13 protein-coding genes are annotated in these 13,035 nt (G+C 70.7%); 3 read left to right on the top strand and 10 right to left on the bottom strand.

The genetic code is table 11. From position 1 onward, the window contains the following. Window positions 1-40: 40 nt before the first annotated feature. From ACFU8Q_RS10005 to ACFU8Q_RS09990, 4 genes are all read right to left on the bottom strand, one after another. Window positions 41-1,069: a 6-phosphofructokinase gene (locus tag ACFU8Q_RS10005; protein WP_384450492.1), complete on the bottom strand. Its 1,029-nt coding sequence runs from the start codon at window positions 1,067-1,069 to the stop codon at window positions 41-43. Between the two features lie 145 nt (window positions 1,070-1,214). Further along, entirely contained in the window at window positions 1,215-1,907 is a 693-nt protein-coding gene (locus tag ACFU8Q_RS10000; RefSeq protein ID WP_384450489.1) for a response regulator, read from the bottom strand. 81 nt (window positions 1,908-1,988) lie between these two features. Next, complete coding sequence (macS, locus tag ACFU8Q_RS09995; RefSeq protein ID WP_384450487.1) at window positions 1,989-3,197, bottom strand: MacS family sensor histidine kinase; 1,209 nt, start codon at window positions 3,195-3,197, stop codon at window positions 1,989-1,991. Window positions 3,198-3,258: 61 nt separating this feature from the next. Further along, window positions 3,259-4,002: a lysophospholipid acyltransferase family protein gene (locus ACFU8Q_RS09990; RefSeq protein WP_384450484.1), complete on the bottom strand. Its 744-nt coding sequence runs from the start codon at window positions 4,000-4,002 to the stop codon at window positions 3,259-3,261. A gap of 341 nt (window positions 4,003-4,343) precedes the next feature. On the opposite strand from ACFU8Q_RS09990, the gene ACFU8Q_RS09985 reads away from it, so the two are divergent. Together ACFU8Q_RS09985 and ACFU8Q_RS09980 are read left to right on the top strand one after the other, a co-directional pair. Then, window positions 4,344-5,123 carry an alpha/beta hydrolase gene (locus ACFU8Q_RS09985; protein WP_384450481.1) on the top strand — a complete coding sequence of 260 codons (780 nt, stop codon included), beginning with the start codon at window positions 4,344-4,346 and terminating at the stop codon, window positions 5,121-5,123. Then, window positions 5,116-5,805 carry a hypothetical protein gene (locus tag ACFU8Q_RS09980; RefSeq protein WP_384450479.1) on the top strand — a complete coding sequence of 230 codons (690 nt, stop codon included), beginning with the start codon at window positions 5,116-5,118 and terminating at the stop codon, window positions 5,803-5,805. The genes ACFU8Q_RS09985 and ACFU8Q_RS09980 overlap by 8 nt, the downstream gene beginning before the upstream one ends. Before the next feature lie 51 nt (window positions 5,806-5,856). Here the strand turns inward: ACFU8Q_RS09980 and ACFU8Q_RS09975 are convergent, their stop codons facing one another. The 6 genes from ACFU8Q_RS09975 to ACFU8Q_RS09950 form a co-directional block, all read right to left on the bottom strand. Next, window positions 5,857-6,615, bottom strand: coding sequence for an endonuclease/exonuclease/phosphatase family protein (locus ACFU8Q_RS09975; RefSeq protein ID WP_384450476.1), 759 nt, complete (start codon window positions 6,613-6,615; stop codon window positions 5,857-5,859). A gap of 78 nt (window positions 6,616-6,693) precedes the next feature. Then, complete coding sequence (locus ACFU8Q_RS09970; protein WP_384450474.1) at window positions 6,694-7,635, bottom strand: ROK family glucokinase; 942 nt, start codon at window positions 7,633-7,635, stop codon at window positions 6,694-6,696. A gap of 74 nt (window positions 7,636-7,709) precedes the next feature. Next, on the bottom strand, window positions 7,710-8,168 hold the full coding sequence (locus ACFU8Q_RS09965) for a DUF5304 domain-containing protein (protein ID WP_384450471.1): 459 nt from the start codon (window positions 8,166-8,168) through the stop codon (window positions 7,710-7,712). 83 nt (window positions 8,169-8,251) lie between these two features. Next, the gene (locus ACFU8Q_RS09960; RefSeq protein WP_384450469.1) at window positions 8,252-9,568 is read right to left on the bottom strand and encodes an ArsA-related P-loop ATPase; all 1,317 of its coding nucleotides are present in this window, start codon (window positions 9,566-9,568) and stop codon (window positions 8,252-8,254) included. Window positions 9,569-9,572: 4 nt separating this feature from the next. Continuing rightward, window positions 9,573-10,022 carry an SRPBCC family protein gene (locus ACFU8Q_RS09955; RefSeq protein WP_384450466.1) on the bottom strand — a complete coding sequence of 150 codons (450 nt, stop codon included), beginning with the start codon at window positions 10,020-10,022 and terminating at the stop codon, window positions 9,573-9,575. A gap of 107 nt (window positions 10,023-10,129) precedes the next feature. Next, window positions 10,130-10,936 carry a metallophosphoesterase gene (locus tag ACFU8Q_RS09950; RefSeq protein ID WP_384450463.1) on the bottom strand — a complete coding sequence of 269 codons (807 nt, stop codon included), beginning with the start codon at window positions 10,934-10,936 and terminating at the stop codon, window positions 10,130-10,132. Window positions 10,937-11,216: 280 nt separating this feature from the next. On the opposite strand from ACFU8Q_RS09950, the gene ACFU8Q_RS09945 reads away from it, so the two are divergent. Next, on the top strand, window positions 11,217-13,013 hold the full coding sequence (locus tag ACFU8Q_RS09945) for an AMP-dependent synthetase/ligase (protein WP_384450460.1): 1,797 nt from the start codon (window positions 11,217-11,219) through the stop codon (window positions 13,011-13,013). Window positions 13,014-13,035: the final 22 nt, after the last annotated feature.

Below are 13,035 nucleotides of genomic sequence, written 5' to 3'. Positions count from 1 at the left end.
GCGCCCCCGGTGCGCCGCTCGGCCGAAGAAGGCGCGCCGCTCAGCCGAAGAAGACACTGGCCTCCGCGTAGAGGGCCGGATCGACCGTCTTGAGGCGGGCGGTCGCCTCCGCGATCGGCACCCGCACGATGTTAGTGCCCCGCAGGGCGACCATCATGCCGAAGTCACCGTCCCGCACGGCGTCGATGGCGTGCAGGCCGAAGCGGGTGGCCAGCCAGCGGTCGAAGGCGCTGGGGGTGCCGCCGCGCTGGACATGGCCGAGGACGGTCGTTCTGGCTTCCTTGCCGGTGCGGCTCTCGATCTGCTTGGCCAGCCATTCGCCGACGCCGGAGAGCCGGACATGGCCGAAGGAGTCGTGCGAGCCGTCCTTGAGGATCAGCTCGCCCCTCGTGGGCATGGCCCCTTCGGCGACCACCACGATCGGTGCGTAGCTGGCGCTGAAACGGGAGGTCACCCAGGAGCAGACCTGCTCGATGTCGAAGCGCTGTTCCGGGATGAGGATGACGTTCGCACCGCCGGCCAGCCCCGAGTGGAGCGCGATCCACCCCGCATGACGGCCCATCACCTCGACGACGAGGACCCGCATATGGGATTCGGCCGTGGTGTGCAGGCGGTCGATCGCCTCGGTCGCGATGGAGACGGCCGTATCGAAGCCGAAGGTGTAGTCCGTGGCACAGAGGTCGTTGTCGATGGTCTTGGGTACGCCGACGCACTTGATGCCGTGTTCGTCGGACAGGGTCGCCGCCACGCCCAGGGTGTCCTCGCCGCCGATCGTGATGAGCGAATCGACCTCGCACTTGGCGAGGTTGTCCCTGATCCGGCGGACGCCGCGCTCCACGCCGAGCGGATTGGTGCGCGAGGAGCCGAGGATGGTGCCGCCGCGCGGCAGGATGCCGCGCACCGCCGGAATGGAGAGCGGCACCGTCTCGCCCTCCAGCGGGCCGCGCCAGCCGTCCCGGAATCCGATGAAGTCGTAGCCGTACTCCTGCACGCCCTTGCGGACGATGGCGCGGATGACCGCATTGAGCCCGGGGCAGTCGCCGCCACCGGTCAGTACTCCGACCCGCATGGAAGCATCCCTTCGCCGAAGTGAGCCCCCCGACCACCACGTTAATCGTGATCCAGGTCACTCAGGGATGGGGCGGAAGGTCAAATCCATTGCGTTACGGGGCGGTTGGTCTCACAAAAATGCGGGGCTGCACGCTCCGGCGCGTTCAGGCGTCGTCGAGGCCGCGCTCGATGGCGTACCGCACGAGCTCCACCCTGTTGTGCAACTGGAGCTTGCCCAGGGTGTTCTGGACGTGGTTCTGGACGGTGCGGTGCGAGATGACCAGGCGCTCGGCGATCTGCTTGTACGAGAGCCCCTTGGCGACCAGCCGCAGCACCTCGGTCTCGCGCTCGGTGAGCTGCGGGGCCTTGGGTTCGTCGGACGCGACGGGGGTGGGGTCCGAGGCGAGCCGGCGGTATTCGCCGAGGACCAGTCCGGCCAGGCCCGGGGTGAAGACGGGATCGCCGACGGCGGTGGACCGCACGGCCTCGGTCAGCTCCTGCGTACTGGCCGACTTGAGCAGATAGCCGGTGGCGCCTGACTTGACCGCCTCCAGTACGTCGGCGTGCTCGCCGCTCGCGGAGAGCACCAGCACCCGCAGCCCCGGGTGGGAGCCGACAAGCTCCTTGCAGACCTGTACACCGGGCATGCCGGGCAGATTGAGGTCGAGTACGAGGACGTCGGGGGTGGCGGCCTTGGCCCGGCGCACGGCCTGCGGTCCGTCACCCGCCGTCGCCACGACCTCGAAACCGGACTCGGAAAGATCGCGCGCCACCGCGTCGCGCCACATCGGGTGGTCGTCGACCACCATCACCCTGATGGCCCGCTCCTCGGCGCCCTGGTTGCTCTCCGTGCTCATCTGCCTGATCCTGCCTTCCCCCGCGAACCTACGAATCCTGTAAAGCGTTTGAAGCGTTTGAAACCTACGGGACTTACGGGACTACGCCACCTTCGGGACCTTCAACTCGACCTCGGTGCCCTGGCCGGGCACCGAAATCAACTCCGCTGTGCCACCCAGGTCACGCAGCCGCCCCCGGATCGACAGGGCGACCCCCATCCGCCCCTCCCCCTCCGCCTGGGCGAGCCGCCCTTCCGGGATGCCCGGTCCGTCGTCCCGGACCGTCACGATCACCTCGTCCGGCCAGTCCTCGACGAGGATCCAGGCCTGGGCGTTCTCCCCCGCATGCACCCTCACATTGTCCAGGGCGGCACTGACAGCGGCCGCCAGTTCTTTCGCGGCCGCGGGAGCGAGCAGCACCGGAGCACCGGGCTCCGCGAAGCTGATCCGGGAGCCGGCGTGCGGGGCGAGCAGGGAGCGCAGATCGCAGCCGGCCTGTCCGGACGACCCGTCCTCCTCGTCGTCCACCTCGACGCTGCGGACCACGGCGCCCTCCGCGGCGTCCTCGGAGACCCGGGTGGTGGGCACGAGCCCGCTGGAGACCAGGGTGCGCAGGGCGACTTCCTGCTCCCCGGCCATCCGGCCCAGTTCGGCGGCCTCGCCGCCCAGCGCGGTACCCCGGCGCTGCACCATCGCGAGGACCTGGAGCACGCTGTCGTGGATGTCGCGGGCCAGCCGTTCCCGTTCGCGGGTGGCGGCCTCGATCTCCAGCGCGCGGGCGAGGGTGCGCTCACTGGCCCTGGCCACCTCGACGACGTAACCGATGGCGATGGAGGCCACCCAGACCAGCAGGACGTTGTGAAAGGTGTCCCGGCTGGGCTCGCCGCGCTCGATGATGTTGGCGACGGCGACGAAGGTGGAGGCGAAGGCCGCCCAGCGCCAGCCGCCCTTGATCGCGAAGGCCAGCACGGAACCCGCGGTCCAGATCGACGGCAGCGTCGGACCGTCGACCTGCTGGGCCTCGAAGTCGGCGAGCGGGGTGAGGAGGATGCCGACGAGGGCGACGGCCAGGTCGGTGCCGAGGAAACGCTTGGTGCAGGCGACGGCGCCCGCGACCTTCGGGAGCGTGGCGAGCGTCCAGGCCGACATCAAAACCAGGAAGGCCACGGCCACCCACGGCCGGTCGTACCTGTCCCGGCCGAAGACGGCGAGCAGCACCGCGTAAAGCATCGTCAGAATGCGGTACGCCGTCAGCGCACGCCACAGCGGCTGCTCGACCGACATCCGTACGACCCGCTCGCGCTTGGCCATGTCCCCACCCCCCGGACGGAAACGACGCGGTTACGCGCCGAACCGTTCCGTCACTCCTGCGTCACTCCTGCGTTCCGGGCCCTCTGGCCGCGCGCTTCTCCTCCTCGGCGCGGCGCTTCGCCTCGTCCGCGATCTGCCGCTTGGCGGCGGTCGCGTAGATGTCGACATACTCCTGGCCGGAGAGCTTCATGATCTCGTACATCACCTCGTCGGTGACCGAGCGCAGGATGAAGCGGTCCCCCTCCATGCCGTGGTAACGGCTGAAGTCGAGCGGTTTGCCGATCCTGATCCCGGGACGCATCAGCTTGGGCATCAGCTGACCGGGCGGCTGGATCTTCTCCGTGTCGATCATCGCGACGGGGATGACGGGCGCTCCGGTGGCCAGCGCCACCCGGGCGAGCCCGCCGGGCTTGCCGCGGTAGAGACGGCCGTCGGGCGAGCGGGTGCCCTCCGGGTAGATGCCGAAGAGTCCGCCGCTCTCGACGACCTCGATGCCCGCCTTGATGGCCGCCTCACCGGCGCCGCGGGCGCCCGAGCGGTCCACCGGGAGTTGGCCGACGCCCTTGAAGAAGGCCGCGGTCAGCCTGCCCTTCACCCCGGGTGCGGTGAAGTACTCGGACTTGGCGATGAAGGTGACCTTGCGGTCCAGGACGGCCGGCAGGAAGAAGGAGTCGGAGAACGACAGATGGTTGCTCGCGAGGATCGCCGGTCCCTGCGCGGGAATGTTCTCCAGGCCCTCCACCCACGGCCGGAAGGCGAGCTTCAGACCCCCGCCGATGGAGAACTTCATTGCGCCGTAGATCAACTCGGGTGCCTCCTGTGTCCTGTCGGAACGACCTTAACCCGTGTGGTCGTCCGTGTTCCTGCCCGGCGTGGAACGGAAGGGGGGACACGGCCGCGCCCATGGCGGCTGGCCGCGTTCCTGCCCGGCGTGGAACGGAAGGGGCGGACACGGCCGCGCCCATGGCGGCTGCCGGTGCCGACCACCGCGGCCCGTATCGGTGACCGCACCGGCCGGTGTCGTTGACGACCCTGGTCGGTGTCAGTGACGACCCTGGTCGGTGTCAGTCCGGTCGCGTACGGTGAAGTAATCCTTCCGCGCTCCCCCTTTCGCTCCCCTGCGAGCCTCACGAACAGGAGACCCCGGTGCCGGTCCTGCCTGGAGCCGAGCCGTTCCGCCACGAGGGCGGAGAGGTCGGCGTCCTTCTCTGTCACGGATTTACCGGTTCCCCGCAGTCGCTGCGCCCCTGGGCCGACCATCTGGCGGAGCGCGGGCTCACCGTGTCACTGCCGCTGCTGCCCGGGCACGGCACCCGCTGGGAGGACATGCAGCTCACGGGCTGGCAGGACTGGTACGCGGAGGTGGACCGCGAGCTGCGCGCCCTGCTGGAGCGGTGCCGTCAGGTCTTCGTCTTCGGTCTCTCCATGGGAGGCGCGCTGACGCTGCGGCTGGCGGCGAAGCACGGGGACGCGATCAGTGGTCTGGTGCTCGTCAATCCGGCGAACAAGGTGCACGGCCTGTCGGCGTACGCGCTGCCGGTGGCCCGCCATCTGGTGCGGACGACAAAGGGGCTGGCAAGCGATATCGCCCTGCCGGGCTCCGCCGAGGTGGGGTACGACCGGGTGCCGCTGCACGCGGCGCATTCGCTGCGGAATTTCTTCCGCCTGGTCGATGCCGAACTGCCGCAGGTCACCCAGCCGATCGTCCTGCTGCACAGCCCGCAGGACCATGTGGTGCCGCCCGCGGACTCGGCCCGGATCCTCAGCCGGGTGTCCTCGACCGACGTCGAGGAGATCCTGCTGGAACAGAGCTACCACGTGGCGACGTTGGACCACGATGCGGAGCGGATCTTCGACGAGAGCTACCGGTTCATCGGCCGCCTCGCTCCGAGCGTCGGAAAGAAGGGGAGCACGTCAGGTGGCTGAGCACGACGCGGAGCGCGCGGGCAGTGAGGAGGGGCGCGAGCCCCCTCCCACGGAGGGAACGGCCGTTCCCGAGGACGGTACGGGCACGGGCCCGCAGGATGCTGCTGCTGCCCGGACAGCGCCGCCGGGCGGCGACGGCGACGGACCCGACCGGTCGATCGACGAGAAAGCCGCGTGGGAGGCGATCGTCGCGGGGTACGGCGAGGAGCCGGCGGACCCGCCGGGCGCCAGGCCGTTCAGGTCGATCGAGGATCTCGCGTTGCTGGAGGACGATCAGTCGGGCGTCCTGGACCCGGACAAGGGGGTCGGGAAGAAGTCCCCGAAGCCGCCGGAGAAGCCGCTCGGCAGCTCGATCGTGTTCGCGCCCGGCGTCGCCGGCCCGCGCGACTACGAGGTCGCGGAGCCGAAGGACGACGACCTCGACGACAGCGACGAGGGGCATTTCGTCCCCCCGGAGCCGCCCCCGCTGCCGGAGGCCGATGTCACGGCGAAGTTCGCCTGGCTCGCGGTCGTCGGCGGCCCGGTGCTGATGCTGATCGCGGTGCTGCTGCGGTGGGACATGACCTGGTGGCTCACGACGATCTGCGTCGGCGGCTTCTTGGGCGGCTTCGTCACGCTGGTGGCGCGGATGCAGGACGACGACGAGGACGGCGACGACCCGGGCCGGGGCGCGGTGGTCTGAGACCGGTCCGGGCGGGGGTGGCCCCGAGGCCCTGAGCCGCTGCCGCGCGGTTCAGGGCCTGGTCGCGGGCACCCGTAGCGCTGCCAGCACCGGCAGGTGGTCCGTGGCCGCTCGCAGGTCCGCGTCGGTGACACCGGGCAGCCCTGCCGGGACACCGCAGCCGAGCACCTCGATCCCGCTTGTCGCGAAGACCGCGTCGATACGCCGCCGCGGTTCGTCCGGCGTGAAGGTGTGCTCGTCGCCACACGGCCGGACGGCCCAGCAGTCCTGGAGGCGCCCGGCCAGCCGCCGGAAAGCGGCCCCGGTCGGTACGTCGTTGAGGTCGCCCGCCACGATGGCGTGCTCGACGCCCATCGCGTCCAGCCGGTCCAGCAACATCTCGGCCTGGGCCAGGCGTTCGTCGCTCTGCAGGCTCAGGTGGAAGCTCAGCAGACCGATCCGGGTGCCCGCGATCCGTACCACCGACGTGGCGAAACCCCGGCGGTGCAGGCCGGGGGTGAGCGGCAGCAGGACGTCCTCCGTGCGCTCCACCGTGGCCCGCAGCGAGCAGAGCAGCAGCGGACCGGCCGCCGTGGCGCCGCCGCCGAGGACGACGAGGTCGGTGCGGGCCGCGAGCCAGGCGGCGCGCTTGCGCCAGCGGAAGAAGCGCGGGGCTTCCTGGATGAGGACGAGGTCGGGGGCACAGGCGCTGATGACGCGGGCCAGCGCCGCACAGTCGTCGCGCATCGAGCGGATGTTGTAGCCGAGCACTCTGATGACGGCCGAACCATCCGGCTCGGTACGGGAGTCGGGCAGTGGCGTCAGGACCATGCGTCTCACGATACGACGGACGCCCGCCACGCCCCACAGGGGCGCGACGGGCGTCCGGTTCTGTCCGGTTCCGGCGGCTCAGCCCTGGCGGGCCAGGTCCGCCGCGCCCACCAGCCCTGCCTTGCCGCCCAGTTGGGCCGCGAGCACCTGGGCGTGCGGGCGCCACTCGCCGCCGATCAGCCAGCGCCGGAACGACTTGCGGATCGGGCCGAGGACGAGCTCGCCCTCGTCCGACACGCCACCGCCGACGATGAACGCGGACGGGTCGAACAGCGAGGCGAGGTCGGCGAGTCCGGCGCCGGCCCAGCGGGCCAGCTCGCGGAACGAGTCGATCGCCACCGGGTCGCCCTGCCGGGCGGCCGCGCTGATGTGCTTGCCCTCGATGCCGTCCACCGTGCCGTCGCCGAGGGACAGCAGGATCGTGGCGTTCTCCGGAGTGGCGTTGGCGCGCTGCTTCGCGTACCGGACGAGTGCGCGTCCGGAGGCGTACTGCTCCCAGCAGCCCTGGCTGCCGCAGCCGCAGAGCAGCCCGTCCGGGACGACCCGGATGTGGCCGAACTCGGCGGCCACACCGAAGCGGCCGCGGCGCAGCTTGTTGCCGATGATGATGCCGCCGCCGAGACCGGTGCCGAGCGTGATGCAGATGACGTCGTCGTGCCCCTGCCCGGCGCCGAAGCGGTACTCGCCCCAGGCGGCGGCGTTGGCGTCGTTCTCGACGACGACCGGAAGGCCGACGCGCTGTTCGACCTTGTCCTTCAGCGGCTCGTGCCGCCAGTTGATGTTGGGCGCGAACAGCACGGTGGCGCGCTTGTCGTCGACGTATCCGGCAGCGCCGATGCCGACGGCCTCGATCTGGTGGCCCTCGCTCGCGCCGGACACCGCCGACGCGATCGCGTCCACAATGCCGTCGGCCGTCGGCGGGGTCGGCACCTTGAACGTCGAGAGGATCCGGCCCTCTTCGTCGACCACTCCAGCTGCGATCTTCGTGCCGCCGATATCGACGCCGATGGTGAGTCCCATGAATCCCTCAGTTTCGGTCGAGCCCCGCTGTGGCCAACGGTACCCGAGCCGGGGGCCCGGCCCCTCCGTGCCGGTCAGTCCAGGTCGATGTGCTCGCCTGCGGCGGGGCCCTCGTCGCGGGGGTCGGTGGGCTTGTCGGCCTTCTTTTCGGTGCCTGCGGGGTCCCCGGCTCCCCGGGTCCAGCGGCGTTCCTGGCCCTCGACCGCGGAGCGGTAGGCGGCGAGCAGTTCACTGCCTGCTGCGGCGATGTGGTCGAAGACGTCCGGATTGCGTTCGATGACGGGCTCGACGGCGGACTTCGCCTGCTTGATGATCTGCCGCACGGTGCCCTGGGCCGCCGCGCCGAGGAGCGGCGTCTGGAGGGAGGAGATCTTGTCGGCCACGGCGTCGACCAGCTTGCGCAGCTCGTCGGCGGCGGCGCCGGGCGGCGGGCCGTGCTGGGCGCGACGGCGGGCCTTCTCCGCTTCGAGGTCCTCGGCGCAGGCCTTCGCCCACGCGTCGTCGTCGGCGGGACGATCGGTGGCTTCGCTCATGGCGGACTCCTGCGACGTGGTGTGCCTGCGGTGCGCATCCGGGGGTACGTACTACCGACGTTACCGGAACCGCGACGCGCCGTTCAGCTCGTCCGGGGCCACAGCCCGGGGTCCGGCGTGAACCTGACGCGGAGCACCCCGTCGGTGAGGGCGGCGCCGGATACGGTGCAGCGGCGCAGTCCGGACTCCAGGGGGACGATCCGGTGGAACGGGCCCACGGTGAGGAGCAGTTCGTTGCCGCGGCGCACCAGCTGGAGGTCCGTCTTGACGGCGCCGGGCAGAGGCAGGCACCAGACGAGCACCGGGTCGCCGTCGCCGGTCCGCGGGACGGTCACGATCCGGGGGCCGGGCAGCAGCGTGTCCAGGCCGTCCGGGGCGTCCGGGTCCTCGATCCACCAGGGGTCGTCGGCACGGCCGGGCCTGCGGTCGTCCAGTTCCGCGGCGAGTCCGTCGCCCTCGAAGAGGCCGCCACCGGTGCCCGCCTCTTCGAAGACGGTGCTGCTCGCCCCGGTGTCGAGGAGGGTGAGGTCGTCCGGGCCGCGCGGGTCGCGGCCGAGGTGGGGCACTTCGCACAGGGCCGCCGCGGGCACCCATTCCTCGTACCAGTGGTCGATGGTCTTCTCCTGCTGCGCGGCGAGGGCCGCGAACCAGGGGTCGCCGGAGTGCCTGGGCAGCACCCGGTTCACCACCAGCGTGTCGACGCGCAGTCCGTGCAGGGCGAGTCCGGTGCGGGCGGTGCGCAGGGCGTCCTCGGCGGCGGGGCCGGGCTCGGCGACCAGCCGGAGCGTGGTGTTGCGGTCCTCGATCAGTGCCTGGACGGCGGCCAGCTCGGCATCCTTGCGGGCGGCGGCCTCGTACAGCCACTGGGCGGGCATGGGTACGCCGGCGAGCTGGGCGAGCATCGGGCGCAGGGCACGGGCGGCCTGGCGTTCCTGGGGCAGCAGCCGGCGCAGATAGCGGCGCAGCTGTTCGGGCAGGGCGAGTGCGGCGAGCGCTTCGCGCAGCGGCGGCAGGTCGACGACGAGGAGTTCGTGGCCCTCGTGCGACCAGTCGCCCTCGGCGGCGCGGCGCAGGGTGTGCAGGAGGGCGAGCTGGGCGCTGCCGGGGAGTTCGGTGAGTTCCTCGGAGTCCAGCCGGTTCCCGCCGAGCAGATCGAGCACGCCGGAGGCCCGGTCCTGGAGGGTGAGGAGTTCGCCGCGGAAGTGCTCGCCGGAGTCGATGCGGGCGGACCACAGGTTGTCGGTGACCTCGGCGGGTTCCGTGCCCGTGGGGAAGCCGGGTATCGCGTCGGCGGAGAGCAGCAGGGTGCGGCGGCCCCGGCGGGCCGCCGCCAGCGCGGTCGCCGCCGCGACGGTGGTACGGCCCGCGCCGCCGGGGCCGGTGACGAGAACCGTACGCACCGGGTCAGGCCTTCGGGACGGACTCGACGCGCTTCTTCAGACCGGCCAGGGCGCGGTCGATGATGACCTTCTCCGCCTTGCGCTTGATCATGCCGAGCATCGGGATCTTGACGTCGACGGTCAGCCGGTAGGTGACCTCGGTGCGGTCGCCGTCGCCGAGCGGGGCCAGTGCGTAGGAGCCGTCGATGGCGCGCAGCATCTGGGACTTGACGAGGGTCCAGCTGACCTCGTAGTCGCCGATCCAGGTGTACGCGAGGGTGTGGTCGTCCTTGATCGCTCCGGCGTCGAGGACGAGACGGACCTTCTCGGCGCGGCCCCGGTCGTCGACGGAGAGGACCTCGGCCTCCTTGACCTCGCCGGTCCACTCCGGGTAGCGGGCGAAGTCGGCGATCACTCCCATGACGTCGGCCGGCGCCGCCTCGATCGTGATGCTCGAGCTGGTGTGTTCAGCCATCGCCGTGGCTCCTCCAGTGCGGTGTACCGGTGCGTCGGCAGATGCCTGCCGTCAGAAGGCTATCGCGTGTGCGCGGCGCCCCGGTCCAGGGTCCGGCGCCGGTGCGGTCACCACTCCAGGGCCCAGGGCGTGCCGGTGGACGCGAAGTGGCCGACGTTCACGCACTCGGTGGCACCGATCCGCATCCGGCGCACCAGGGGTTGGTGGACATGGCCGAACAGCGCGTACCGGGGACGGGTCCTGCGGATGGCGTCGAGCAGGGCCCGGCTGCCGCGTTCGAAGCGGCGGGCGACGGTGTCGTACGTCAACTCCGGCACGTCGGGCGGGATGTGGGTGCAGAGGACGTCGACCGGGCCGATCGCCTCGATCTTGGCGGCGTACTCCTCGTCGCTTATCTCGTACGGGGTGTTCATCGGGGTCTTCAGCCCGCCGCCGACGAAGCCGATCAGCCGGCCGCCGATCTCGACGCGCTCGCCGTCCAGGACCGTGGTGCCCGGGCGTGCGTATTCGGGCCACAGGTCGGGGATGTCGACGTTGCCGTAGGTGGCGTACGTCGGGGTGGGGAAGGCGGCGAAGAGCTCGGCGTACTGCTTACGCACCGCCGAGACGATCGCGGCGTTGCGGTCCTTGCCCGCCCACAGGCCGCGGCCGAACTCGCGGGCCTCGTCGAAGCGGCGGGCGGTGCGCAGCGCGACGATCCGGTCGGCGTTCTCCACGCCGAAGAGGTCGGGGAAAATACCGCGCGAGTGGTCGGCGTAGTCGAGGAAGAGCACCAGGTCACCGAGGCAGATCAGGGCGTCGGCACCGTCCCCGGCGCGGGCCAGGGCCTCGGTGTTGCCGTGCACGTCACTGACCACATGAACGCGGGTGCGCCGCGAGGTCGGGGTTCCTTCGCTGTTCGGTCCGGCTGGCATGACGATCACCCTAGAACCCCTCCGAGCACCTGGGTAGAGGCCGCCGGACCTGCGATTACCTCCGGCCCGTAATGGTGGTGGACTACTGTGCGCCCAAGGATCACGGTTGTGTGTGACGCATAAGACATCTGGCCGGAACCCCCTATCGGGAACCGAGTACTGGTGGGTAACGTCCGGGCAGTCCAGTCGTGCTCACGCCACTGAGCATCAGCCATTCTTGGACCGCAGCCGGTGCGTCGCACAGAGCCGTGGCACCGGAGCCCGATGAGGAGCAGCAGTCTTGCGCGAGTTCAGCCTTCCGGCCCTGTACGAGGTCCCCTCGGACGGCAACCTGACGGATCTCATCCGCCGCAATGCCGCTCAGCATCCCGATGTAGCGGTGATGAGCCGCAAGGTGGCGGGGGTGTGGACCGATGTCGACGCCACACAGTTCCTGGCCGAGGTCAGAGGCGTCGCCAAGGGCCTGATCGCCGCGGGCGTCGAGGCCGGCGACCGGGTGGCGCTGCTCTCCCGTACCCGCTACGAGTGGGTGCTGCTCGACTTCGCGATCTGGAGTGCGGGCGCGGTCACCGTCCCGGTGTACGAGACGAGTTCACCCGAGCAGATCCAGTGGATCCTCGGGGACTCCGGCGCCACGCTGTGCATCGTGGAGTCCGAGGCGCATCAGGACTCCGTGGCCTCGGTCCAGGCGGAACTGCCGGGGCTGAAGGGCATCTGGCAGATCGAGGACCGGGCGGTCCACCGGCTGACGGCGATCGGCGAGGACGTCTCGGACGAGACCCTCGACCTGCGGATGGCGTCCGCCAAGGCCGACGACCCGGCCACCATCGTCTACACCTCGGGCACCACCGGCCGCCCCAAGGGCTGTGTGCTCACGCACCGCAGCTTCTTCGCGGAGTGCGGCAATGTGGTGGAGCGACTGAAGCCCCTCTTCCGTACCGGTGAGTGCTCGGTGCTGCTCTTCCTGCCCGCCGCGCATGTCTTCGGACGGTTGGTCGAGGTGGCCTCGGTGATGGCGCCGATCAAGCTCGGCTGCGTTCCGGACATCAAGCACCTCACCGATGAACTGGCCTCGTTCCGGCCGACGTTGATCCTCGGTGTGCCGCGGGTCTTCGAGAAGGTCTACAACGCGGCGCGCGCCAAGGCGCAGGCCGACGGCAAGGGCAGGATCTTCGACAAGGCCGCGAACACGGCGATCGCGTACAGCCGCGCGCTGGGCACCCCTCAGGGTCCGTCCATGGGCCTGAAGTTCAAGCACAAGATCTTCGACCGGCTGGTCTACGGAAAGCTGCGGGCCGTGCTCGGCGGCCGCGGCGAGTACGCGATCTCCGGCGGCGCACCGCTGGGCGAGCGGCTCGGCCACTTCTACCGCGGTATCGGCTTCACCGTCCTGGAGGGCTACGGCCTCACCGAGACGTGCGCGGCGACGGCCTTCAATCCGTGGGACCGGCAGAAGATCGGTACGGTCGGCCAGCCGCTGCCCGGCTCGGTCGTCCGGATCGCGGACGACGGCGAGGTGCTGCTGCACGGCGAGCACCTGTTCACCGGGTACTGGAACAACGAGGCGGCGTCGGCCGAGGCGCTGGCCCACGGCTGGTTCCACACGGGCGACATCGGCACGCTCGACGAGGACGGCTATCTCGCGATCACCGGTCGTAAGAAGGAGATCATCGTCACGGCGGGCGGCAAGAACGTCGCTCCCGCGGTGATCGAGGACCGTATCCGCGGGCACGCCCTGGTAGCCGAGTGCATGGTGGTCGGCGACGGGCGGCCGTTCGTGGGCGCGCTGATCACCGTGGACGAGGAGTTCCTGGGCCGCTGGGCGCAGGAGCACGGCAGGCCGGCCGGCTCGACGGCCGCGTCGCTGCGCGAGGACCCGGAGCTGGTGGCCGAGGTACAGCGGGCGGTGGACGACGGGAACGCCGCGGTGTCCAAGGCCGAGTCGGTACGCAAGTTCCGCATCCTGTCCTCCCAGTTCACCGAGGAGGCGGGCCACATCACGCCGTCGCTGAAGCTGAAGCGGAATGTGGTGGCGAAGGACTTCGCGGACGAGATCGAGGCGATCTACCGGGGCTGACGCACGTCGGCCGGGGCCGGAC

Origin of the sequence: Streptomyces sp. NPDC057543 (genome assembly GCF_042801895.1) — a bacterium.
GTDB lineage: Bacteria > Actinomycetota > Actinomycetes > Streptomycetales > Streptomycetaceae > Streptomyces.
Note: the sequence above shows the minus strand (reverse complement) of the source record. Positions and strands in the feature narration are given on the sequence as shown.

Bases quoted from the DNA above. Each gene is read 5' to 3' on its own strand.
- ACFU8Q_RS09955 (WP_384450466.1), bottom strand. From the start codon at position 10,022: ATGGCTGAACACACCAGCTCGAGCATCACGATCGAGGCGGCGCCGGCC.
- ACFU8Q_RS10000 (WP_384450489.1), bottom strand. From the start codon at position 1,907: ATGAGCACGGAGAGCAACCAGGGCGCCGAGGAGCGGGCCATCAGGGTG.
- ACFU8Q_RS09950 (WP_384450463.1), bottom strand. From the start codon at position 10,936: ATGCCAGCCGGACCGAACAGCGAAGGAACCCCGACCTCGCGGCGCACC.
- ACFU8Q_RS09975 (WP_384450476.1), bottom strand. From the start codon at position 6,615: ATGGTCCTGACGCCACTGCCCGACTCCCGTACCGAGCCGGATGGTTCG.
- ACFU8Q_RS09965 (WP_384450471.1), bottom strand. From the start codon at position 8,168: ATGAGCGAAGCCACCGATCGTCCCGCCGACGACGACGCGTGGGCGAAG.
- macS (WP_384450487.1), bottom strand. From the start codon at position 3,197: ATGGCCAAGCGCGAGCGGGTCGTACGGATGTCGGTCGAGCAGCCGCTG.
- ACFU8Q_RS10005 (WP_384450492.1), bottom strand. From the start codon at position 1,069: ATGCGGGTCGGAGTACTGACCGGTGGCGGCGACTGCCCCGGGCTCAAT.
- ACFU8Q_RS09970 (WP_384450474.1), bottom strand. From the start codon at position 7,635: ATGGGACTCACCATCGGCGTCGATATCGGCGGCACGAAGATCGCAGCT.